Source organism: Photobacterium sp. TY1-4 (genome assembly GCF_025398175.1).
Classification (GTDB): Bacteria; Pseudomonadota; Gammaproteobacteria; order Enterobacterales; family Vibrionaceae; genus Photobacterium.
Genome location: NZ_CP099734.1, coordinates 211068 through 235502, shown reverse-complemented (window position 1 = coordinate 235502; position 24435 = coordinate 211068). Strand labels below are relative to the sequence as shown.

At 57.6% G+C, this 24435-nt stretch carries 19 protein-coding genes; 13 read left to right on the top strand and 6 right to left on the bottom strand.

Annotated features, from left to right (window positions below; all coding sequences use genetic code 11):
* The first annotated feature begins 409 nt into the window (after positions 1 to 409).
* The gene (gene ppc, locus NH461_RS01095) at positions 410 to 3040 is read left to right on the top strand and encodes a phosphoenolpyruvate carboxylase (protein ID WP_261601534.1); all 2631 of its coding nucleotides are present in this window, start codon (positions 410 to 412) and stop codon (positions 3038 to 3040) included.
* Positions 3041 to 3480: 440 nt separating this feature from the next.
* Positions 3481 to 4050, top strand: coding sequence for a PadR family transcriptional regulator (locus NH461_RS01090; protein ID WP_261601533.1), 570 nt, complete (start codon positions 3481 to 3483; stop codon positions 4048 to 4050).
* A 204-nt stretch (positions 4051 to 4254) separates the two neighbouring features.
* On the opposite strand, the gene metF is transcribed toward NH461_RS01090, so the two are convergent.
* The 3 genes from metF to NH461_RS01075 form a co-directional block, all read right to left on the bottom strand.
* The gene (gene metF, locus NH461_RS01085; protein WP_261601532.1) at positions 4255 to 5157 is read right to left on the bottom strand and encodes a methylenetetrahydrofolate reductase; all 903 of its coding nucleotides are present in this window, start codon (positions 5155 to 5157) and stop codon (positions 4255 to 4257) included.
* A 306-nt stretch (positions 5158 to 5463) separates the two neighbouring features.
* A complete protein-coding gene (locus tag NH461_RS01080; RefSeq protein WP_261601531.1) occupies positions 5464 to 7881 on the bottom strand; it encodes a bifunctional aspartate kinase/homoserine dehydrogenase II in 2418 nt (805 codons plus the stop codon).
* Complete coding sequence (locus NH461_RS01075) at positions 7878 to 9047, bottom strand: O-succinylhomoserine (thiol)-lyase (RefSeq protein WP_261601530.1); 1170 nt, start codon at positions 9045 to 9047, stop codon at positions 7878 to 7880. Before NH461_RS01075 ends, NH461_RS01080 begins: the two co-directional genes overlap by 4 nt.
* 184 nt (positions 9048 to 9231) lie before the next feature.
* Between NH461_RS01075 and metJ the strand changes: the two genes are divergently transcribed.
* On the top strand, positions 9232 to 9549 hold the full coding sequence (gene metJ / locus NH461_RS01070) for a met regulon transcriptional regulator MetJ (RefSeq protein ID WP_255389194.1): 318 nt from the start codon (positions 9232 to 9234) through the stop codon (positions 9547 to 9549).
* A gap of 68 nt (positions 9550 to 9617) precedes the next feature.
* On the opposite strand, the gene NH461_RS01065 is transcribed toward metJ, so the two are convergent.
* Positions 9618 to 10868: a malic enzyme-like NAD(P)-binding protein gene (locus tag NH461_RS01065; protein ID WP_261601529.1), complete on the bottom strand. Its 1251-nt coding sequence runs from the start codon at positions 10866 to 10868 to the stop codon at positions 9618 to 9620.
* 302 nt (positions 10869 to 11170) lie between these two features.
* On the bottom strand, positions 11171 to 11383 hold the full coding sequence (gene rpmE / locus NH461_RS01060) for a 50S ribosomal protein L31 (protein WP_261601528.1): 213 nt from the start codon (positions 11381 to 11383) through the stop codon (positions 11171 to 11173).
* A 232-nt stretch (positions 11384 to 11615) separates the two neighbouring features.
* Here rpmE and priA point away from each other — a divergent pair, with 232 nt between their 5' ends.
* The 7 genes from priA (at position 11616) to rraA (ending at position 19496) form a co-directional block, all read left to right on the top strand.
* A complete protein-coding gene (gene priA / locus NH461_RS01055; protein ID WP_261601527.1) occupies positions 11616 to 13811 on the top strand; it encodes a primosomal protein N' in 2196 nt (731 codons plus the stop codon).
* Between the two features lie 174 nt (positions 13812 to 13985).
* Complete coding sequence (gene cytR, locus NH461_RS01050; protein ID WP_261601526.1) at positions 13986 to 14990, top strand: DNA-binding transcriptional regulator CytR; 1005 nt, start codon at positions 13986 to 13988, stop codon at positions 14988 to 14990.
* Between the two features lie 167 nt (positions 14991 to 15157).
* Entirely contained in the window at positions 15158 to 15766 is a 609-nt protein-coding gene (locus NH461_RS01045) for an SPOR domain-containing protein (protein WP_261601525.1), read from the top strand.
* A 145-nt stretch (positions 15767 to 15911) separates the two neighbouring features.
* Positions 15912 to 16439: an ATP-dependent protease subunit HslV gene (gene hslV, locus NH461_RS01040; RefSeq protein WP_261601524.1), complete on the top strand. Its 528-nt coding sequence runs from the start codon at positions 15912 to 15914 to the stop codon at positions 16437 to 16439.
* A gap of 9 nt (positions 16440 to 16448) precedes the next feature.
* Entirely contained in the window at positions 16449 to 17780 is a 1332-nt protein-coding gene (gene hslU / locus NH461_RS01035) for an HslU--HslV peptidase ATPase subunit (protein ID WP_261601523.1), read from the top strand.
* 149 nt (positions 17781 to 17929) lie between these two features.
* Positions 17930 to 18838, top strand: a complete 909-nt coding sequence (locus tag NH461_RS01030; protein ID WP_261601522.1) for a 1,4-dihydroxy-2-naphthoate polyprenyltransferase — start codon at positions 17930 to 17932, stop codon at positions 18836 to 18838.
* Between the two features lie 172 nt (positions 18839 to 19010).
* Positions 19011 to 19496, top strand: coding sequence for a ribonuclease E activity regulator RraA (gene rraA / locus NH461_RS01025; protein ID WP_261601521.1), 486 nt, complete (start codon positions 19011 to 19013; stop codon positions 19494 to 19496).
* A gap of 112 nt (positions 19497 to 19608) precedes the next feature.
* Here the strand turns inward: rraA and zapB are convergent, their stop codons facing one another.
* Positions 19609 to 19851: a cell division protein ZapB gene (gene zapB / locus NH461_RS01020; protein WP_261601520.1), complete on the bottom strand. Its 243-nt coding sequence runs from the start codon at positions 19849 to 19851 to the stop codon at positions 19609 to 19611.
* A 664-nt stretch (positions 19852 to 20515) separates the two neighbouring features.
* Between zapB and NH461_RS01015 the strand changes: the two genes are divergently transcribed.
* From NH461_RS01015 to NH461_RS01005, 3 genes are all read left to right on the top strand, one after another.
* The gene (locus NH461_RS01015; RefSeq protein ID WP_261601519.1) at positions 20516 to 21361 is read left to right on the top strand and encodes an MIP/aquaporin family protein; all 846 of its coding nucleotides are present in this window, start codon (positions 20516 to 20518) and stop codon (positions 21359 to 21361) included.
* A gap of 43 nt (positions 21362 to 21404) precedes the next feature.
* Positions 21405 to 22922, top strand: a complete 1518-nt coding sequence (gene glpK / locus NH461_RS01010) for a glycerol kinase GlpK (protein WP_261601518.1) — start codon at positions 21405 to 21407, stop codon at positions 22920 to 22922.
* 135 nt (positions 22923 to 23057) lie between these two features.
* Positions 23058 to 24368 (top strand): IS4 family transposase, encoded by a 1311-nt coding sequence (locus tag NH461_RS01005; protein WP_261600205.1) that lies wholly within the window; start codon positions 23058 to 23060, stop codon positions 24366 to 24368.
* Positions 24369 to 24435 lie beyond the last annotated feature (67 nt).

Here is a 24435-nt window from a genome sequence, read left to right as displayed (position 1 = left end):
ACAACTTCCTACAATCATTGTTGCTTTTGCGGCTCTCCGAGCGTTTGCATATCTCAGGAGCCCATAAATTCCGAGTTAAATTTTTATTCATTAACTTTGCATTTGTATGTTTACCGATTCAGCCCACGTCTGTCAACCACAGCGTTAAAAAAAGTAGCAATTTCATCCGGCGCGGTCAGATTGCCTGCTATAACCTTACGGGACAGGAACTTCCCCCAGCGGCACCCATCCTGTGGAGTATTTACGAAAGTTTTTTACAGTATGGTTGGCTGATCATGACAAATATCAAACTCATGGCATTTAACTGGCCCGAAAAGTGATCAAAGTTGACCTTTGACCGGGATCACAGATAGATTGTCGGGTAGAGACGAGTAAATTGGATGTAACAAAATTACGAGATGGATACGCTATGAACGAACTGTACAGCGCGTTAAGAAGTAACGTCAGTATGCTTGGCCACCTGCTGGGCAACACCATTAAAGAAGCCCACGGTGAGCCGCTTCTCGACAAAGTCGAGACCATACGCAAGCTCTCGAAATCCGCCCGTGGCGGCAACCAGGCCGATCGCGAAAAACTGATCGATGAGCTGCAGAATCTGCCCGACGACCAGTTGCTGCCGGTTGCCCGGGCCTTCAGCCAGTTCCTCAACCTGACCAATATTGCCGAGCAGTATCATACGGTCTCTCGTCATTGCGAAGCCCATGTGTGCAATCCCGATGCCATTGATGATCTGTTTGCCAAGCTCAATCAGCAGCAAGTCAGCCAGCTGGACTCCGTCCAGGCTGTACGCGATCTGAATATTGAGCTGGTGCTGACCGCCCACCCGACGGAAATTGCCCGCCGTACCATGATCCACAAACTGGTCCAGATCAATAAGTGCCTCTCAAAGCTGGAGCTGAGCGAGCTATCGCACAGCGAGCGCCAGCGGGTAGAGCAGCGTCTGGAACAATTGATCGCCCAGGCCTGGCACTCCGATGTGATCCGCCAGCAGCGTCCAACGCCGCTCGACGAAGCCAAATGGGGCTTCGCAGTGGTTGAGAATTCACTGTGGCAAGCGGTACCGGAATTTCTGCGCCAGTTCGACGAAAAGCTGACGAACCATCTCGGCGAAGGGCTGCCGATGGATGCCGCACCGGTAAAGTTCTCTTCCTGGATGGGCGGCGATCGCGACGGCAACCCATTCGTGACCGCGAAAGTCACCCGTGAAGTACTGCTGCTATCGCGCTGGAAAGCCGCCGACCTGTACCTCGGCGATATTCAGGAGCTGGTCAGTGAACTGTCGATGGTCAAATGCAACGACCAGGTCCGTGAACTAGCTGGTGAAGAGCACGAACCGTACCGGGCGATCCTCAAAGGCCTGCGCACCAAACTGACCGAGACCCGGGATGTCCTGGATGCCCGCATTAAAGGCCAAAATGCCCCGAGCACCCCGATCCTTGAGGACGTCAACGAGCTGTGGGAGCCACTCTATGCCTGTTACCAGTCGCTGCACGAATGCGACATGGGGATCATTGCCGACGGTCTGCTGCTGGACGTTCTGCGCCGGATCAAATGTTTCGGCATTCACCTGGTCCGTCTCGACATCCGCCAGGAGAGCACCCGCCACTCGGATGTGATTTCCGAACTGACCCGCTATCTGGGCCTGGGGGATTACGATCAATGGAGCGAGCAGGACAAGGTCGCCTTCCTGGTCCGCGAGCTGTCTTCCAAACGTCCGCTGCTGCCGCGCAACTGGCAGCCGTCGGACAACGTGCAGGAAGTCATCGACACCTGCCGGATTATTGCCGAACAACCCCGCGAAGCGCTGGGTGCCTACGTGATTTCCATGGCCCGCACGGCCTCGGATGTTCTCGCCGTCCACCTGCTGCTGCAGGAAGCCGGCTGCCCGTTCCGGATGGATGTCTGCCCGCTGTTCGAAACCCTCGACGATCTCAATAACGCCGAGTCGGTGATCAGCCAGCTGATGAACATTGACTGGTACCGCGGCTTTATCCAGAACCACCAGATGGTGATGATTGGCTACTCGGATTCTGCCAAAGATGCCGGGGTCATGGCGGCCGGCTGGGCCCAGTACCGGGCAATGGAAGCCCTGGTCAACGTATGCGAGGAAGCCGGAGTGGAACTGACCCTGTTCCACGGCCGTGGCGGCTCCCTTGGCCGCGGCGGCGCACCCGCCCATGCTGCCCTGCTGTCGCAACCGCCACGCAGCCTCAAAGGCGGCCTGCGCGTGACCGAGCAGGGTGAGATGATCCGCTTCAAGCTGGGACTACCGGAAGTGGCCGTCAGCAGCCTGACCCTGTACGCCAGTGCGATCCTCGAAGCCAACCTGCTGCCGCCACCGGCACCGAAGCAGGACTGGCGCGAGCTGATGGATGTGTTGTCGGAGATCTCCTGCGACGCCTATCGCGCCATCGTACGCGGCAATCCGGATTTCGTGCCGTACTTCAGGGCCGCCACGCCGGAGTTGGAGCTCGGCAAACTGCCGCTCGGCTCGCGTCCGTCAAAGCGCAACCCGAAAGGCGGTGTGGAAAGCCTGCGCGCCATCCCGTGGATTTTCGCCTGGAGCCAGAACCGCCTGCTGTTGCCGGCCTGGCTAGGTGCCGGGGAAGCAATTCAGTACTCGATTGATAAAGGCCATGCCAAGCAGCTGGAAGAGATGTGCCGCGAGTGGCCATTCTTCTCCACCCGCTTGGGGATGCTGGAAATGGTGTACACCAAAACCAATATCGAAATTGCCGAGTATTATGATCGCCGCCTGACCGACCAGCGCCTGTGGCCGCTGGGTGAGCAACTGCGCTCGCAGCTGCAACAGGATATCAAGGCAGTGCTGACAGTCGAAAACAGCGCCCACCTGATGGAGCAGAACCCGTGGGGTGCGGAGTCCATCCGCCTGCGGAATATCTACGTTGAACCCCTGAACATGCTGCAGGCCGAGCTGCTGTACCGGACCCGCCAGCAGGAGACCCCGTCGCCGATCCTGGAAGAGGCCTTGATGATCACCATCGCCGGGATTGCCACCGGGATGCGCAACACCGGCTAATCCGGCCCGTTGCATCCCGCATCTATTCAGGCCACCGCCCGGCGCGGTGGCCTGTTATTTTCATCCCCCGCACCACAGCCCGGCGCTTTTCCGGGTCTTCCCACCGAAATAAGTTTTTCGTTCCATGACTCAATAATGAGACGAAATGTAACTGAGCGCATAGTCTACAGTAATTGCATGCACTGTGAACAAAGGTGAATCTAAAAGGATTGCAGTGCATCTTAAACCTTAAGATATAGACAAACGTCACAAGATGAACAATTAGCCGTGACTAAAAATGGTTATTATCACAATTCAGTGTCGATAAAGATCATATTGATGTGTATGCTACGTGATCCCGATCAGGCACTGCAACAAGACGATTATAACGGACGCCAAAGAGCGACGAGTAACGTGACCTGATTGTTTTTATATTTGTAGTATTTTAACGGATAGAAGAGATGTCACTACCACATGTAATTTTGACGGTGCTGAGCAGTCGCGACGCAACCGGTTACGATATCACCAAAGAATTTTCACATAGCATCGGCTACTTCTGGAAGGCCAGCCATCAGCAAGTGTACCGCGAGCTGAACAAGATGGCCTCCAACGACCAGGTCACCTGTAAGCTGGAGCCGCAGGAAGGCAAGCCGGACCGCAAAGTTTACTCCATTACGGATCTGGGCCGTCAGGCACTGTTCGAGTGGTTTCAGGAGCCTGCACGCAACCCAACCATTCGTGATGAGTTTTCCGCCAAGCTATTGGTGTGCGGCGTGTACAACTCCGTCCCGATGCAGCAGCAGCTGGAGGCTCTGATTGAAGAGTCTCATACCCTGATGAACCATTACCACGAGCTGGAAAAAGTTCACTTCGGCGATTACAAGAACATGGATCGCCAGTCTCGTCTGGATCGCCTGACGCTGCGCCGCGGTATCCATAACCGCCAGGCCTGGATTGACTGGGCAGAAGAGGTGCTGGCTGAGCTGAAAGACATGGACAGCGACAGCAGCAAGGTCGCCCTGAACGACTAAGCCGGATGCCGGGAGAACCCCGCATGTGATATAAAAAAAGCCGCAATCGCGGCTTTTTTTATTCCTTGGACCCTGTGATGACTTACCCTTGCGTTGGCTTTGGCTTTGGCCGCTTTGAACCGAGAAGGCTATCACATCCGCAAAGACCATCGCATCCGCAAAGGCCATCGCAGCAACATCGAGCCCTGAATGACCTCAGACGATTCAGGCCGGCTGCACCTGCACCGGACGCACGCCCAGCGTGTGACAGATGGCGTACGTCAGCTCGGCCCGGTTCAGGGTATAGAAATGGAAGTCCTTCACCCCTTCGCGGCTCAGCACCCGCACCAGGTCAATCGCATTGCTCGCGCCCACCATCTGGCGGCTCAGCAAGTCATCATCCAGACCTTCATACTGCTTCTCCAGCCAGTTCGGGATTTTGACATTGTTGGCCAGGGCAAAACGCTTGGCCTGCTTCATGTTCGACACCGGCAGGATCCCCGGAACAATCTCGACATCGATCCCGGCGGCCACACAGCGGTCCCGGAAACGCAGGTAGCTCTCGACATCAAAGAAGAACTGGGTGATCGCCCGGCTGGCGCCGGCGTCGACTTTGCGCTTGAGGTTGATCAGATCCGCCTGGGCACTTTTGGCTTCCGGATGCACTTCCGGGTACGCCGCGACGGAGATATCAAAGTCCGCTACTTCACGCAGCAGTTTGACCAGATCCACCGCATACATATCCGGCTTCACCCCTTTCTCCGGCAGATCCCCGCGCAGGGCGACAATATCGCGAATACCGTTGTTCCAGTAATCCCGGGCAATGGCACGCAGCTCATCACGGGTCGCATCAATGCAGGTCAGGTGCGGGGCAGCGACCAGGCCGGTCTGCTCTTTGATATCTTTGATAATGGAGTGGGTGCGGTCCCGCTCACCGGAGTTCGCACCGTAAGTCACCGACACAAACTTCGGCTTGAGATTTTTCAGACGGTGGATCGACTCCCACAGCGTCTGCTCCATTTGCGCAGAGCTCGGCGGAAAAAATTCAAATGACACATTGATGTTCCCATTCAGATCGGCAATGTTCTGATTCAGCGTGTCAAAATGGCTTGCGTATGAATACCCCATAATTTTTTCCTTCTGCTCCGGCCCCGGCCGCGGTCCTAATCCGTGATGACGTCAAATAACCGTTTAGACGTCTATATGTCTACAGAATGTCTTGTAACCAATTTCTTGTCAACCTGCCCATCATGAAATTTATTCAACTTGATCGTGCACGATCTTCATCTATCGGCAACCCGGCTAAAACACAAAAGCCCGCAGTCTGCGGGCTTTTGAATTCCAGGGAGAGGTTACCGCCAGCAAGACAAGTATAGGCGGCAATTTTCACTGCTCCGGTAGGAAAAAACAGGATCGGATGCAAATACGCACTCGCTATAACAGGGCCGCCAGACGGTTGATATCTGACAACAGCGCCCCGGCGGTCACATCCCGACCGGCCCCCGGCCCGCGGATCACCAGCGGATTATCCCGGTACCAACGACTTTCAATCGCGAAGATGTTGTCGCACGGCAACAAGTTGGCCAGCGCATGTTCCGGCGGCAGGGCCTCAACGCCAACCACCGCCCGGCCCTGCTTATCCAGCCGCGCCACGTAGCGCAGCACCAGGCCCTCTTTCTGGGCTTTTGCCAGGCGCTTGGCCAGCCGTTGGTCCAGCACTTCCCCCTGCTCAAAGAAACCGTCTAGGCTCAGCGATGCGAGCGCTTCCGGGACCAGGGATTCTACCCGGACCTGCTCCGGCTCCAGCTTCAACCCGGATTCGCGGGCCAGGATCACCAACTTGCGCATGACATCGCTGCCATCGAGATCATGGCGCGGATCCGGTTCCGTCAGTCCCTGCTGCCAGGCCAACTCAATCAGCTGGGAGAACGGCACACTGCCGTCATACTGCTGGAACAGCCAGGACAAGGTACCGGAGAAAATCCCCGACAGGGCCAGGATTTCATCCCCGCTCTCCAACAGATCGCGTACCGTGTGGTTCACCGGCAGTCCCGCCCCGACCGTGGCGTTATACAGCCAGTGCCGGGCGCTTTTGGCAAAAGCATCCTGCACCGCATGATACTGCGACCCCGACGCCGAACCAGCCACCTTGTTGGCTGAGATCAAATGCAGGCCGATCTCCGCAATTTGCGGATATTTCGCCGCCAGTGACGCACTGGCGGTGACGTCCAGCACCACCACATCATCATACGGATGGTTGGCCAGGGCCTGGAACAACTCCCCTTCACCATACGCAACGGCTTCATCTTCAAACGCCGTCAACGCCCGCGCCGGATCGATGCCCTGAAAATCAATCCAGTGGCGGTCGCTCCCGGCCACACCAATCAGGGTAAAACTCTTGCCGTGACGTTTTTCCAGATTGGCCTGCTCTTCCTGGAACAGTTCCAGCCAGCGGCTGCCGATGTTGCCTTTGCCGCACAGCACCAGGCCAATGCGCTTCTGGGCCTGGAACAGGCTCTGGTGGATCTGGCCAATCAGCGCCCGGGTATCGACCCGGCGCAGCACCGCCACCAGGCTGAGCCCCTGCTCCGATTCACTGATAAATTCCACCGGCTGGTTCTTGAGCTGATGCGAAAAGCCGTAGCAATGGACCGGGTTGCCGATCACCCCGGCACCCACAGCCGCGACCATGGCAAAGCCTTCCCGCAGACGCAGCTCGGCGGTGATCCCGCTGTCCTGCAGCGAGCCCAGCACCCCGTTGACCACTTCCCGGGTATAGGCGAGCCGGATCCGGCCCTTGTCGGCTTCGACACTCTGCGCCAGCGGCGGCAGTTGGATCCGTTGCAGCAACCTGGCCAGCTCAGCCTGGATCGGGGCCAGATCATGCGAACGGGCAATGTCGAGCTCAATCAGGCAGACATCATCAAGCGAGGTGATAATTTTCGCACCGCGCCCGGAGGCCAGCACCCGCTCAACCCGGGTCGAACCCGCTTCCGGCTGATGGCTGCAACGCAGAGACAAATCAATTGCGCTCTGAGCCACCGGCTGCAGCGTGCGGCTGTGCAGCACCGGCGCTGCCAGACGGGCCAGCTCGCTGGCTTCATCGAGCCGCAGCAACGGCAACAGGCAGGCATCGGCGACTAATCGCGGATCGGCACTGTACACCCCGGCCACATCGCTCCAAATCGTCACCCGTGCCACTTCCGCCAAAGCGCCGATCACCGTCGCAGAATAATCCGAGCCGTTGCGACCCAGCAGCACGGTTTCACCGGCTGCGTTGCGGGCCATAAATCCGGTGATCACAATCCGGTGCCGGCTGTGCTGGGCCAGCTCAGCCGTCAGCAGCGGCCAGGACAGGGCGCGATCGACTTCCGGTTGCGCGGCCCGCTCGGCCCGCAAGAACGTCCGGGAATCCAGATGGGTCGCCGGCATCGCCTGCTGCGCCAGCAACGCAGCAAGCAACCGGGCAGACCACAGCTCGCCATGCCCAAGCACCGCGGCCACCGCCGCTTCCGTCAAATCCGGACCGCTGAGCTTGGCCAGCGTACTCAGCTCCAGGTGGAGCTGGGTTTGCAGCTCATCCGCAGCCGGGCCGGTCACGAGCTCGCTGATCAGCGCCTGCTGAAACGCCCGCAGTTCCTGCAACGCCTCATGGGCCTGTCGGCCATCTTTTCGCAGCAACTCGACCCAGGCGATCAATTGGTTGGTGGTCTTGCCGGCGGCGGAAACCACAATCAAATCTTCAGGACCGGCATATTCACCGATGATCTCGGCCACCCGGCGATAACACGCCGGATCGGCCAGGCTGCTGCCGCCAAATTTGTGGAGCTGTCGTGCTGTCGGCTGGCTCATTCCGTCACCTCCGCTGCCAGGGCAAACGCCTGCGCCAAATCGGCAATCAAATCATCGGCATCTTCCAGTCCCACGGACAACCGGAGCAGGGACGGCTTAATGCCCGCTTCGGCCTGCGCTGCATCCGACATCGCCCGGTGGGTCATGCTGGCCGGATGGCAGATCAGGCTTTCGGTCCCGCCGAGGGACTCCGCCAGAGAAAAGCATTGCAGCTGGCGGACAAACGATTCCAGCTGCGCCTGACTGCCGGCCATTTCAAAACTGAGCATAGCGCCAAATCCCTGCTGTTGCTTGAGGGCAATCGCATGGCCCGGATGTTCGGGCTGACTCGGGTGATAGATTTGCCCGACCAGCGGCTGGCTTTGCAGGTAAGTGAGGATCCGGGCGCTGTTCTCTTCGTGCAGCTTCATCCGGGGGGCCAGGGTCCGCAGTCCGCGCAGCGTGAGGTATGCATCAAACGGCGCCCCGGTGGCACCGATACAGTTGGCCCACCAAGCCAGGGTTTCCGCCTGCTCCGATGCTTTGGCAATCAGCACCCCGCCGAGCACGTCGGAATGACCGTTAATGTACTTGGTGGTCGAATGGACGACAAAATCCGCGCCCAGGGCGATCGGCTGTTGCAGGATCGGGGACAGGAAAGTGTTGTCCACCGCGACCAGCGCCCCGGTCTGGTGCGCCTGTTCGCACACCGCGGCGATATCGACCACCCGCAGCAACGGGTTGGATGGTGTTTCCACCCAGACCAGTTTGGGCTGCTTGGCCAGTGCCGCTGCCAGCGCGGCCGGATCGGTCTGATCGACAAAACAGACCTGAAAATCCCCTTTCTCAGCCCGGGTATGGAACAGGCGGTAGGTGCCGCCGTAGCAGTCATGCGGAGCCACCACCAAATCATCCGGCCCCAGCAGGGCAGTGACCAGCAAGTTAATCGCCGCCGTACCGCAGTTGGTCACCACGGCCCCGGCGCCCCCTTCCAGCGCAGCCAGCGCTTCAGCCAAGGTATTGCGGGTCGGGTTGCCCGAGCGGGAATAGTCAAACTGCGGTACTTCCCCCAGTTGTGAGAAGCTATAAGTCGAAGTAAGGTAGATAGGCGGCACCACCGCATTATATTGGGTGTCCGATTCGATCCCGGTGCGGACGGCAACGGTCGCTCGCTTCTTGTCACTCATATTTACTTTCCTTGTCTGAGGGCTGGCCCTGCGGTGAAGAACGGATGAGCACCAACATTAGCCATAATCCATAAAGACGTCAACACTTCTGGACGTCTATATGTCTTTGCTTGTGGCGGTAAATCCCGCTAAAATTCACCCATCATCTAATTTATTCAATCCAATATCGCTGAGAAGGTAGAAAATGGCAGAGTGGAATGGCGAGTACATCAGCCCATACGCGGAACACGGTAAGAAAAACGAGCAAGTCAAAAAAATTACCGTTTCGATTCCATTGAAGGTACTGAAAATCCTGACTGACGAGCGTACCCGCCGTCAGATCAACAACCTGCGTCACGCCACCAACAGTGAGCTGCTGTGTGAGGCATTCCTGCATGCCTACACCGGCCAGCCCCTGCCTACCGACGATGACATCCGCAAAGACCGCCCGGATGATCTGCCGGCCGAGGCCAAAGCCCTGATGGACGAGATGGGCATCAAGTACGAAGACATCAACGAGTAATCGCTGCTTTTCTGCCGCCAGAGACAAAAAAACCAGCCCGTGGGCTGGTTTTTTCCTATCCGACTGAATTATTTATCAGCCATGTAATTGACCGGCATGTCGATCCGGGCAACACCGGATTCAACCGCAGCCACCGCCACGGCTTTGGCCACGCGCGGCAGCAGACGCGGATCCATTGGTTTCGGAATAATGTATTCCGGACCGAAGGCCAGGCTGTCCACGCCAGCCGCTTTAAGCACTTCTGCCGGGACCGGCTCTTTGGCCAGTTCACGGATCGCCTTCACGGCTGCCAGTTTCATCTCGTCATTAATCGCACTGGCGCGCACGTCCAGGGCACCGCGGAAGATGAACGGGAAGCACAGTACGTTGTTGACCTGGTTCGGATAGTCCGAACGGCCGGTGCCCATGATCAAATCGTCACGCACGGCATGCGCCAGCGCCGGCTTGATTTCCGGATCCGGGTTAGAACACGCAAAGACCACCGGCTTGTCCGCCATCAGCTTCAGGGCTTCCGGTGACAGCAGATCCGGACCGGATACGCCGACAAAAATGTCTGCGCCTTCGATCACGTCTTCCAGCGTGCGCTTGTCGGTATTGTTGGCAAACAGCTGCTTGTATTCGTTGATGTCGTCACGGCGGGTATGGATCACGCCCTTACGATCCAGCATGTAGATCTTCTCACGCTGTGCACCGCACTTGATCAGTAGTTCCATACAGGCCACGGCAGCCGCACCGGCACCCAGACAGACGATCACGGCTTCGCTGATCTCTTTGCCTTGCAGTTCCAGGGCATTGAGCATCCCGGCCGCAGTCACGATCGCGGTGCCGTGCTGATCATCGTGGAATACCGGCACCTGGCAACGCTCGATCAGACGCTTTTCAATTTCAAAGCAGTCCGGCGCTTTAATGTCTTCTAGGTTGATGCCGCCGAATGTATCGGCGATGTTGGCCACAGTATCAACAAACTCGTCGATCGTGCGGTGTTTCACTTCGATATCAATCGAGTCCAGGCCGGCAAAGCGCTTGAACAGCAGCGCCTTCCCTTCCATCACCGGCTTGGATGCCAGCGGGCCCAGGTTGCCCAGGCCAAGGATCGCGGTGCCGTTACTGATCACCGCCACCATATTGCCTTTGGCGGTGTATTTGTAAACATTGTCAGCGTTTTGGGCAATTTCACGCACCGGCTCAGCCACACCCGGGCTGTAAGCAAGGGCAAGGTCTTCAACAGTATCAGCAGGCTTGGAGAGCTCTACGGCAATTTTGCCTGGTACAGGGTAAGCATGGTAATGAAGCGCTTGTTGGCGAAAGTCTTCAGACATAGTGTTTCAGATCCTGAAAGAAAATGAGGTTCAGTTGGGTAGTGGGAGATAAATCATATGCTATAGCGGTAGAAAATCCTAGCCGGGCCCGGCTGGTCGAGCCAATAATCTCCCACTGCTGTAGTCAGGTATCGCGAATTTATGATCCGCATACCGTAAAATGGGTGGAAATCGTCGCACTGGCCTGTAAACATCCCGGATCCGTCCGGCAATCGCGGCAGAATAGACTAAATTGCGCGCAGGCTGCGGGAAAACAAAAAGGGGACGCCTGGCGTCCCCTTTTGTCGGAATTCTGCTGGCAATTACTTGCTAGACAGCGCACCGAAACGCTTGTTGAACTTGTCGATACGACCACCGGTGCTCACTTGACGCTGCTTACCAGTGTAGAATGGGTGACACTTGTCACAGACATCCAGGTTGATGTCTTTGCCCAGAGTTGACTTGAATACGAACGCGTTGCCGCAAGAACATTTCGCGTTTACTTCTGCGTATTCTGGGTGGATACCTTGTTTCATGGGATAACCTCAATAGTAAGGCCGTGTCGCTCTCCCGATCCAAAGCCGGGCACCACACGTCGTTAATAACAATAGGTGTAATGGGGTTCCAGTACACCGAATTCAGGCGGCGTATAGTAATCAAACAATCCGTCCAAATCAACTGATACGCTCCCTTTTTCGCCACTTTGCGCTTGCCTCCGGGCAAGGTACACTCTCTGATCTTAGTCAATGCTGAAAATTGCGGTTTGTTATGGCCTCCAAGATTGCCCGCGTGGCACTCCCTGTTCCCCTGGATAAACAGTTCGACTACCTGATCAAGCCCGACCAGGCCCCGGTGGTCGGCGCCCGGGTGCGGGTGCCGTTTGGCCGCCAGCAACTGGTCGGGGTGGTGGTAGCCCTCACCGACCAGTCTGATTTCCCGCTCAACCAGCTCAAAGGGATCTCGGCCGTGCTCGATCACGCACCGCTGTGGCCGGACTCCCTGTTCGAGTTATTGCGCTGGGCCAGCAGCTATTACCAGTATCCGCTCGGCGATACCCTAGCCAATGCCATGCCGACCCTGCTGCGCAAAGGGCGCGAAGCCTCGCCGGCCAGCCTCAAGGTCTGGCAGCTGACCGACGCCGGCCGCGATCAGCCGCTGCCGACCCGGGCGCCGCGCCAGGCCCAGGTCCTGAACCTGCTGCGCAACGACCGCTGGAGCCACGAAGCCCTGCTGGGCGAAGAGATCAGCGCCGCGATCCTCAAAACCCTCAGTGACAAGGGCTGGATCGAAGCCTGCGAAGCCCGGCCGCCGCAACGGGCCTGGACCGACGACTTTGCCATCACCGAAGAAAAGCCCCGGCTCAATGACGAGCAAGCCCTGGCGGTGGCATCCGTCAACGCCAATCCCGGCTTCGGCTGCTACCTGCTCGAAGGCGTGACGGGTTCCGGCAAAACCGAGGTCTACCTCAATCTGCTTGAGCCGGTGCTGGCCGCCGGCAAACAGGCACTGATCCTGGTCCCGGAGATCGGCCTGACCCCGCAAACCATCAACCGCTTTCGCCGCCGCTTCAATGTGCCGCTGCAAACCGTCCACTCCGGGCTCAATGACACCGAACGGCTGTCGGCCTGGCTGGCCGGACGGGACAACCAGGCGGGGATTATTATCGGTACCCGCTCGGCGCTGTTTACCCCGTGCCATAACCTCGGGATCATCATTGTCGATGAAGAGCACGACGCCTCGTACAAGCAACAAGACAGCCTGCGCTACCATGCCCGCGATCTGGCAGTGATGCGCGCCAGCAAGGAAAACATTCCGATCATTCTCGGCTCGGCGACCCCGGCGCTCGAGAGCCTGCACAATGCCAACACCGGTAAGTACCATCACCTGACCCTGACCCGCAGGGCCGGGAATGCCCGCCAGGCCCGCCACGGGGTACTGGATGTCAAAGGGCTGTACCTGGAAGCCGGGCTGTCGGCCCCGCTGATCGCCCAGATGCGCAAACACCTGGAAGCGGGCAACCAGGTGATGCTGTTTCTCAACCGCCGCGGCTTTGCCCCGGCCATCATGTGCCACGCCTGCGGCTGGCTGGCTGAGTGTCAACGCTGCGACGCCTACTACACCTTCCACCAGCAATCGGGCGAGCTGCGCTGCCACCACTGTGCCACTCAGCGGCCGGTGATGCCCCAGTGCCACCAGTGCGGCTCGACCCAGCTCCATGCGGTCGGAGTCGGCACCGAACAACTTGAGCAACAGCTGGCAACCCTGTTTCCCGACTACAAAACCGTCCGTATCGATCGCGACAGCACCCGGCGCAAGGGCAGCCTGGAAAACTACCTCGAAGCGATCCGCAACAACGAATACCAGATCCTGATCGGCACCCAGATGCTGGCCAAGGGCCACCACTTTCCGGATGTCACCCTGGTCGGCCTGATTGATGTCGACAGCGCCCTGTTCAGCAACGACTTTCGCGCCAGCGAGCGGCTGGCCCAGTTGTTTATCCAGGTCGCCGGACGGGCCGGACGGGCCAGCAAACCCGGGGAAGTGCTGCTCCAGACCCACCATCCCGAGCATGCCCTGCTGCAGGCCCTGCTCCACCAGGGCTACGACGCCTTCGCCCGCAGCGCCCTGACCGAGCGCAAGCAGGCCTGGCTGCCACCGTTCACCTATCTGGCGCTGTTTCGGGCCGAGGCCAACAGCAGCGAGCAGACCGAACAGTTTTTGCAGCAGGTGCGGGGGATTTTCGAAACCAGCCCGCTGTATGACCAATACACGCCGGTTCTCGGTCCCAATCCGGCCCCGCTGGCCCGCCGAGCCGGGCGCTATCGCTGGCAGCTGCTGCTCCAGGCCCCGGATCGCAAAACCCTGCAACGCATGCTGACCGTGGCCAAACCGGCCATCCAGATGCTGCCGTTGGCCCGCAAAGTTCGGTGGTCGATCGATGTCGAACCCCAGGATTTAACTTAAAATGAACAATGCGACTTACATCACATCCCGAATGTAATTTATGCTGATTTGACCATGTTTAATCCCGGAAGGAGCGCCTACAATAGTAGGCTCGCTGGTATAGGTATCTGCCCGGTTTGGCTAGGATCCTCCGGCAATGATGAGAGAAATAATAAATAGAGAGGAACTGCAACTATGGCGACAATGAAGGATGTTGCCCAGCTAGCCGGCGTCTCGACGGCCACGGTCTCCCGTGCCCTGATGAACCCGGAAAAAGTGTCGGCCTCAACCCGCAAAAAGGTTGAGCAGGCCGTCATGGATGCTGGCTATTCCCCCAACTCCCTGGCTAGGAATCTGCGTCGTAACGAATCAAAGACCATTGTCACAATCGTGCCGGACATCTGTGATCCCTACTTTACCGAGATCATTCGCGGGATTGAGGAAGCAGCAATGGAGCACGGTTACCTGGTCTTACTGGGTGACAGTGGGCAACAAAAAACCCGCGAAAACTCCTTCGTCAACCTGGTGTTTACCAAACAGGCGGACGGCATGCTGCTGCTCGGCACGGATCTGCCGTTTGATGTCAGCAAGCCGGAGCAGAAAAACCTGCCACCGATGGTGATGGCGTGCGAATTTGCGCCGGAGCTGGAACTGCCGACGGTCCACATCGACAACCTGACCGCTGCGTTTGAAGCCGTCAACTACCTGACCCAGATGGGCCACAAACGGATCGCCCAAATTGCCGGACCGGACACCGCCGTGCTGTGCCAGTTCCGCTCCCAGGGCTACCAACAGGCCCTGCGCCGCGCCGGCGTCGAGCTCAATCCGGCCTACACCGTGAAGGGCGACTTCACCTTTGCCGCCGGTGCCCGCGCCGTCACGGCCCTGCTGTCGCTGCCGGAGCCCCCGACGGCACTGCTGTGTCACAACGATGTGATGGCGATCGGTGCCATGCAACAGGCCAAACGCCTGGGCTTCCAGGTCCCGCAGGATCTGTCGATTGTCGGCTTCGATGACATCCAGTTCGCCGAGTACTGCGATCCGCCGCTGACCACGGTGTCTCAGCCACGCTATGAAATCGGCCGTCAGTCGATGTTGATGCTGCTCGATATCCTGCAAGGCAAAGACATCAGCTCCGGCTCACGCCTGCTCGATGCCAAGCTGGTGATCCGGGAAAGTGCAGCGCCGCCTGTCGCCTAAACCAGGCACGAAGCCCCGCTGTGAGCTTATGTTTTGGGCATAAGCTCACAAAAATCACTCAAACGCATCCCGGCTTACACGCCGGATTGACTCCCGCCACTGGTCAGTGCCGACGCAACTTTGTACCATAACGGCCATTGTTATTTCCGTTGATACAGAATCAGACTGTGGCCACAAAAGATTATGTCAAACGTGGGCGAGCGCCGAAGAAGTCGACCCGCAATTCTCGCAAGGCACCGGCATCCGGCGGCTTTCCGTTCAAATGGGCGCTGATTGCGCTTTGCCTGGTCGGTGCCCTGGGCTACGGCCTGTATTTTCTGTCGACCAGCCCGGCCCCGAAGCCGGCGACCACGGCACAGCCCAAACCGGCACCCCAATCTGCGCCCAAACCTGCGTCGAAACCGGCACCCAAGCCTGTGCCAAAGCCCGAGCCGAAGCCGCAAACCACCCTGCCGCCGAAGCCGGAGGAGAAATGGCGTTATATTGAAGAGCTGGAAAATAAAGAAGTGAAGGTTGAGGCCAAAGCGCAACAGCAACCCACCCGGCCCTACCTGATGCAATGCGGCGCCTATCGCAGCGCCGATCAGGCCGAGCAGCGCAAAGCCATGATTGCCTTCCAGGGACTGACCAGCCAGATTAAGGTCAGCCAGGGTGAAAAAGGCAGCTGGTACCGGGTGATCCTTGGCCCGTACCCGCAAAAACGTAAAGCCGAGAGCGACCGCAACCAGCTGCGCCGCGCCGGCATTGAACCCTGCGCCATCTGGTTCTGGGAATAAATCGGCACGCGACCGCCACAAGAACAGGATGCCCCGCCGGCATCCTTTTCTTTTGAGCCCTTCCTTGAAAACGCTCCCCCCTATCCCCAGATATACTCCTATACCGATACCGGCCCAGGCCGGACAGACTCAAAGAGGTAAAACCGTGACCACAATCGTATCTGTACGTCGAAACGGTAAAGTAGTTATCGCCGGTGATGGCCAGGTGTCCCTGGGCAATACCGTGATGAAAGGTAACGCTCGCAAAGTGCGCCGTTTATACAACAATAAAGTACTGGCAGGCTTTGCCGGCGGTACAGCGGACGCCTTCACCCTATTCGAGCGTTTCGAGCGTAAGCTGGAAATGCACCAGGGCCACCTGATGAAAGCCGCGGTCGAGCTGGCCAAAGACTGGCGCACCGATCGCATGCTGCGACGCCTGGAAGCCCTACTGGCGGTGGCCGATGAAACTTGCTCGCTGATCATTACCGGCAACGGCGATGTTGTGCAGCCGGAAAATGACCTGATCGCCATCGGCTCCGGCGGCAACTTCGCCCAAGCTGCGGCGACGGCCCTACTGGAGAACACTGATCTCGATGCCCGTGAGATTGCTGAAAAATCGCTGAAAATTGCTGGGGATATCTGTGTCTTCACCAACCAGTTCCATACCATCGAAGAGCTTGAGAGCAAGTAAGGAAGCCCTATGTCTGAGATGACGCCTCGCGAAATCGTCCACGAACTTGATCGCCACATCATCGGTCAGGACAAAGCCAAGCGCGCAGTGGCCATTGCCCTGCGCAACCGCTGGCGCCGCATGCAGCTTCCTGAAGAGCTGCGGGTCGAAGTGACTCCGAAAAACATTCTGATGATCGGCCCGACCGGGGTCGGTAAAACCGAAATCGCCCGCCGCCTGGCCAAACTGGCCAATGCGCCGTTCATCAAGGTCGAAGCGACCAAATTTACCGAAGTCGGCTATGTCGGCAAAGAAGTCGAAACCATCATCCGCGACCTGACGGATGTGGCGGTGAAGATGACCCACCAGCAAGCGATGGAAAAAGTCCGTTTCCGCGCCGAAGAGCAGGCGGAAGATCGGATCCTGGACGTCCTGCTGCCGCCGGCCCGCGATGCCTGGGGCCAGAACGAAGAAGCGGACAACAGCTCCGCGACCCGCCAGTCGTTCCGCAAGAAGCTGCGTGAAGGCAAGCTGGATGACAAAGAGATCGAAATCGATGTCGCTGCACCGCAAATGGGGGTGGAAATCATGGCCCCGCCGGGCATGGAAGAAATGACCAACCAGCTGCAGGGCATGTTCCAGAACCTGGCCGGCAACACGACCAAAAAGCGTAAGATGAAAATCAAAGACGCGATGAAGGCAGCGACCGAAGAGGAAGCGGCCAAGCTGGTCAACCAGGAAGAACTCAAAGAGAAAGCGATTTTCGCGGTCGAAAACCACGGTATCGTGTTCCTTGATGAGATCGACAAGATCTGTAAGCGTGGCGAAACCTCCGGCCCGGATGTCTCGCGCGAAGGGGTTCAGCGTGACCTGTTGCCGCTGGTGGAAGGCAGCACCGTTTCGACCAAACACGGCATGGTTCGTACCGACCACATCCTGTTCATTGCCTCCGGCGCCTTCCAGGTCGCCAAGCCTTCGGATCTGATCCCGGAACTGCAAGGCCGTCTGCCGATCCGCGTTGAGTTGGAAGCCCTGAGCAGCAATGACTTCAAGCGCATCCTGACCGAGCCGAACGCCTCGCTGACCGAGCAATACCAGGCCCTGATGGCCACCGAATCGGTGAACATCGAGTTTGACGAAAGCGGGATCAACAAGCTGGCCGATGCCGCCTGGCAGGTCAACGAGCGGACCGAGAACATCGGTGCCCGCCGCCTGCACACCGTGATGGAACGCCTGATGGAAGAACTGTCCTTCGACGCTACCGAGAAATCCGGCGAGAAAATCGTGATCAACGATGCCTACGTCACCGAGCGTCTGGGTGAGCTGGTGGAAGACGAAGATCTGAGCCGCTTTATCCTGTAACGCCGCGCAAGACGCGCCCGCGACACACTCACCAAACGGTGCCGGCTGGCACCGTTTTTTGTTCTCGGACAAACATTGGGCCGATAAAGTTGCCCCGCGCTGCATATCCGCCATAATAGCTTTTCGATGGTTTTCGAATTAAGCACATTATGACTCCTTCTTCATTCGCAATCTGGCTGGATGCGGCAAGACCGAAAACCTTGCCGTTGGCCGTCACCTCCATTGTCAGCGGCAGCGCCGTCGCCGCCTGGCAGGGACACTTCTCCGCGCTGATCGCCGGCCTCGCCCTGATCACCGCCCTGCTGCTGCAAATCTTGTCGAACCTGGCCAATGACTACGGCGATGCTGCCAAAGGCACCGATAACGCCGATCGTCTGGGCCCGCAGCGCGCGATTCAGTCCGGGCACATCACCCCCGAGGCGATGCGCAATGCGATGATCCTCAATATCATCCTGACGGTCAGCAGCGGCCTGTGCCTGATCCTGATTGCCTGCAGCACCCCGCAGGATATTGTCGGCTTTCTCCTGCTCGGCCTGATGGCGATTGCCGCCTCCATTGCCTATACCGTCGGCAATAAGCCTTATGGCTACCGCGGACTGGGCGATCTGTCGGTGCTGATGTTCTTCGGCTGGCTCGGTGTCGCCGGGACTTACTACCTGCAAGCGGGCCAGATTGACTCGGTGATCATGCTGCCGGCCACCGCCTGCGGCCTGCTGGCCGTCGGGGTGCTCAATATCAACAACCTGCGGGATATCGACAACGACCGTGCCTGCGGCAAGCTGACCCTGGCAGTGCGGATGGGGCCAAGCTGGGGGCGTAAATATCACCTGTGCCTGCTGCTGGCCAGCGTGCTGTGCCTGGCGCTGTTCGCCGTGCTGGAGCTGGAGTCGCCCTACGGCTGGCTGTTTGCCCTGAGTGCTCCACTGCTGTTTCGCCACGGCCGGCAGGTCTTGCAGGCCGCGGACGGTGCGGCGCTGCGGCCGATGATGGCCACCATGGTCAAATGCGCCCTGCTCACCAACCTGCTGTTTGCCGCCGGGGTGGTACTGGCGGCGTAGGGATCACAGCCGGGTGGTGGCCTTGCGCTGACAGCCACCGCAAGGCCCGTTGGACCACGAAGATTGCAATGCCCTCGCAGGTGGTTATACTTTCAACAGGTTAGCCTGTGCCGGATGGTCGGCGTGCCGCCGGGCAACAACTTTTTTATTGCCACAAAGAAGAAGCGAGCTTATGGAATACAATACCTCCGAACTATGCGATATTTACCTGGACCAGGTCGATGTTGTTGAGCCCATGTTCAGCTCTTACGGCGGTCGCAGCTCATTTGGCGGCCAGATCACCACCATCAAGTGTTTTGAAGACAATGGTCTGATCCGTGAAGTGCTGCAGGAGTCCGGTGTCGGACGGGTATTGCTGATCGATGGCGGCGGCTCGCTACGACGGGCACTGGTTGACGCTGAAATTGCCCAGCTGGCGACCAACAACGAATGGGAAGGACTGGTAGTCTATGGCTGCGTGCGCCATGTCGATGAACTGGATGAGCTGGAGATCGGGATCCACGCCATGGCTTCGATCCCGGTCGGCGCCGATCAGCAAGGGACCGGGGACGTTGATGTGCCGGTCAATTTTGGCGGCGTGACCTTCCTGCCGGAAGATCACCTCTATGCCGACAACACCGGCGTGATCCTCTCACCGGAGCCGCTGGATATCGAATAATTCGACCGGCGCAGAACACATTCCAAACAAAAACAGAGCCGGACGGCTCTGTTTTTTGCATCTCGATGCCGTCAAACGGTGGCCAATAAGCCGCCCGCGGCAGTGGCAGCGCTTATTCCACGCTGTCCATTTTACCCAGCAGGTTACGAACGCGCTCTTGCCATGCCTGATGGTCATTGCGCATTTTGGCATTGTCCTGCTCCAGCGTTTCACGACCGGCACGCAGTTCCTGCGCTTCGCTGGCCAGCGCATCATTTTTTTCTTTCAGTTCTTCAACTTCCATTTGCAGCAGGGAAATTGTATCAACAGCCATTTGCACTTTGGCTTCTAGCTTTTCCAACATTTCTAATGACATATGGTTCACCCGGTCTCCGCCTGGCTGATTACCCTAAACCGTTAAGGTAATTTCCCTCAGGCATAATTACATTACTATTGCGCCTATTCTAACGAGGCCACTGCCGTCTGGCATCTACAAATCGGTCGCTTTGTGGCAAATGAGCGTTTTTTACCCAATCCTGACGCTGATTTTACCGCCGTTTTCTCCCGCGTTCTTGACCCCTCTCCAACTTCCGGCGTCGGTACGCGAAAGCAGTGCACTGGCCCGAGCGACGGGCTCGAACGAAAATGGGTAAAATTGCGATCGGACTCAATTTTCATGCATCGATGGCATGCTAATTTTTAGCTTGATCGTATCTCTCTTGGAATTTTCCAGGAAACTGCCCCCGTTTGGGCGAGCCCGGCCAGAGTGTCCGGGCTTTTTACTTTACAATCATATAGATAAGATCGGTACTCGCCATCCCCATCGTAACGCGCCGCATTCACGTCACCATCACAGGCAAAACCTGCTCATTAATCACACAAAACGAAACCGTTTGCGTTAGCGAACAAAATCAATCTTATTTCATGCTCGAACGCACAGTTTTTATTTCTTAACATTTTCATCACGTTTAATTTGAGTACATTAAGAGCGAATAAGAAAAACAATGAACCAACCACTCTGACAAAAGGACTGAGCAACCATGACAACCCAAAAGCAACACACACTGCTTGGCGAGTGTCTCGCCGAGTTTATCGGGACCGGCTTGTTAATTTTCTTCGGCGTCGGCTGTGTCGCCGCACTGGTTCTGGCCGGGGCGGAATTCGGCCAGTGGGAAATTAGCATCGTTTGGGGCTTTGGCGTCACCATCGCCATCTATTGCACCGCCGGTGTCTCCGGGGCCCACATTAACCCGGCGGTCACCATCGCCCTCGCCCTATTCCACGGCTTCGACAAACGTAAAGTCGGCCCATACATCGCTGCGCAAATGCTCGGCGCTTTCTGCTCGGCGGCCCTAGTCTACACCCTGTACGGCAACCTGTTTACCGACTTTGAAGCCAGCCACCAGATCATTCGCGGCAGCGAAGCCAGCCTGGCCACCGCCGGCATTTTCTCAACCTACCCGAACCCGGCCCTGTCCTTCGGCGGCGCATTTGCGGTCGAGTTTGTGATCACCGCGGTGCTGATGTTTGCCATCCTGGCAATCGGCGATGAGAAAAACGGCGCGCCGCGCGGTGCCATGGGCCCGGTACTGATCGGGATCCTGATCGCCGTGATCGGTGGCTCCCTGGGCCCGCTCACCGGCTTTGCCATGAACCCGGCCCGTGACTTAGGTCCGAAGTTCTTCGCTTACCTGGCCGGCTGGGGTGATATCGCACTCACCGGCGGCAAAGATATTCCTTACCTGATTGTCCCGATGCTGGCGCCTATTTTCGGTGCAGCCTTCGGCGGCTGGCTCTATCCGAAAGCCATCGGTGCCTACCTGCCGGGCAACGCACAACCTGAAGCAGAACAAGGCGCGGAAGCACCTGAAACCGCACAAGCCTAAGCCGGCCTCGGCTACCCTATAATGACTACAAGAGGAAAGCATCATGACTACAGAGCCAAAATACATTGTTGCCCTTGATCAAGGCACAACCAGCTCCCGCGCCGTTGTGCTGGATCACAACGCCAACATTGTGTGCTCGTCACAGCGTGAATTTACTCAAATCTATCCGAAAGCCGGCTGGGTGGAGCATGATCCTCTGGAGATCTATGCCACGCAAAGTTCAACCTTAGTGGAGGCCCTGGCCAAAGCCGGGATCCGCTCGGACCAGGTCGCCGGGATCGGCATCACCAACCAGCGTGAAACCACCATCGTCTGGAATAAGCAGACCGGCAAGCCGGTGTACAACGCAATTGTCTGGCAATGCCGCCGTACCGCGGACATCTGTAACGAACTCAAGGCCCAGGGCCTGGAAGAATACATCCGCGACAATACCGGCCTGGTGGTCGACCCGTACTTCTCCGGCACCAAAATCAAGTGGATCCTCGACAACGTTGAAGGGGCCCGCGAAGAAGCCGAAGCCGGCAACCTGCTGTTCGGGACCGTCGATACCTGGCTGATCTGGAAAATGACCCAGGGCCGCGTTCATGTCACCGACTTCACCAACGCCTCGCGCACCATGGTGTTCAACATCAACACCCTGGAGTGGGACGAGAAGCTGCTCAAGGCGCTGGATATTCCGCTGTCGATGATGCCGGAAGTCAAAGCCTCGTCGGAAGTCTACGGCCAGACCAACATCGGCGGGAAAGGCGGCACCCGGATCCCAATCGCCGGGATCGCCGGAGACCAGCAAGCCGCGCTGTTCGGCCAGATGTGTGTCGAAGCCGGTCAGGCCAAGAACACCTACGGCACCGGCTGCTTCCTGCTGATGAACACCGGGAAAGAGAAAGTTGCATCGCAAAACGGCCTGCTGACCACCCTGGCCTGTGGCCCGGAAGGCGAAGTGGCCTACGCGCTGGAAGGGGCAGTCTTCATGGGCGGCGCATCCATCCAGTGGCTGCGTGACGAAATGAAACTGCTCAATGATGCCAGCGACTCCGAGTACTTTGCTGAGAAAGTCGGCAGTGCCAACGGCGTTTACCTGGTGCCGGCCTTCACCGGCCTGGGCGCGCCGTACTGGGACCCGTATGCCCGCGGCACCATTGTCGGCCTGACCCGTGGCGTCAATGCCAACCACATCATCCGCGCCACGCTGGAAGGCATCGCCTACCAGACCCGCGACGTGCTGGATGCCATGCAGGCCGATTCCGGCATTGAGCTGGCCAACCTGCGTGTCGACGGCGGCGCCGTGGCGAACAACTTCCTGATGCAGTTCCAGTCGGACATCCTCAACACCGAGGTTCACCGTCCGGTCGTCACCGAAGTCACCGCGCTGGGTGCCGCTTACCTGGCCGGTCTGGCAGTGGGTTTCTGGGGCAGCATTGACGAGCTGAAAGACAAGGCCAAGCTGGATCGCAGCTTCCACCCTTGCGGCGACGAGCAAAAACGTCAGCGCCGCTACCAGGGCTGGAAGCGTGCCGTCGAGTGCGCTAAAGGCTGGGCACTGAACGAAGACGAGATCTGATCCCGTTTCCCCGTACGATGTCACTTTCAAAGGCCTGCTCCGCAGTAATGCCGATCAGTTAAGCCAAAAATGATCGGTTGAACGATCCTCTGGAGCTGTCAAAATCCGAGTGTATTCAGTGCACTCGGATTTTTTATGGACGTCTCACAAGCCCTCGATATCATTAATAACTGGAAGCCTAACCAAGTAGAAACACTGGCTGACTTGCTTCCTCTCGAACTGATTGATGAAGCCTATTCCCTCACGGATACCGTCACGATGCGCAAGCGAAAGTTGACGCTGGAATCCATGGTCTGGCTATTGGTTGGCATGGCCATTTACAATGACAAGTCAGTGAAAGATCTTGTAAATCAGCTAGATATTGTTGATAGAACCGGGAAGGCTTTTGTTGCTCCAAGTGCATTGACCCAACGTCGAAAGACTCTCGGGGAGCCTGCCATGAGAGCGGTCTTCGAACGTATGACTGCCGCGTGGATGGAAGGCGCCAACTTGCCTCACTGGAACGGCCTCACACTGTTGGGCGTTGATGGCGTGGTCTGGCGGACGCCGGACAGTCCACAAAATAACGAAGTATTCTCCCGGCAAAAAGACACCCAATACCCTCAAGTCCGCATGGTCTGCCAAATGGAGTTAAGCAGCCATTTAATTACAGGCAGTGCTTTCGATGACTATGCTGTCAATGAGATGGTGTTGGCAGAGAAACTCATTGAGACGACCCCAGATCATAGCCTCACCATGTTCGATAAAGGTTTTTACTCTCTGGGCTTGCTGCATCAGTGGCATCAGGCGGGTACTGAACGCCACTGGTTGCTCCCATTAAAGAAAAATACGCAATATGAGATCGTACAATCTTTAGGCCGAAACGACAAACTGGTATCACTGAGAAGTAACCCGAGAGCCCGTAAACTTTGGCCCAATCTACCGGATAAAATCACCGCTCGCTTAGTCACGCGTAAAGTCAAAGGGAAGACATACGAGGTGCTGACTTCAATGGTAGATGCTATGCGCTACCCTGCCGCAGATATCAGCAGTCTCTATGGACATCGCTGGGAAATAGAAATGGGTTACCGAGAGCAAAAGCAGTATATGTTGGGCAACCGTCTGACCCTTCGAAGCCGTCTCCCCGAACTGGTGAAGCAAGAGCTGTGGGGGATTTTACTGACTTACAACCTGATCCGTTATCAGATGGTGGAGCTCTGCTTCACCCTAAAAGGGAACTACTTGCCTTACCAACTGAGTTTCAATGGAACGCTCGCACACATAATGCGCTTACTGGTTGGATTACCGTACTCAACACCGGGAGCTATCCCACGCCAGCTCAAGAGCTTCCACAGCATGGCTGAAAGTTTGATATTAGAGGGACGAAGAGAAAGAACCTTCCCCAGAACAGTCAAGCCTCGCCCCAAAAGATACGCCCAAAAGAAAAATGCCGCTCACCTTAAGTGAACGGCATTACTGCTCCGCAGGCCTTTTTTATCGTCATGCAACCCTGATCCCCCTTCGCGCGGACACG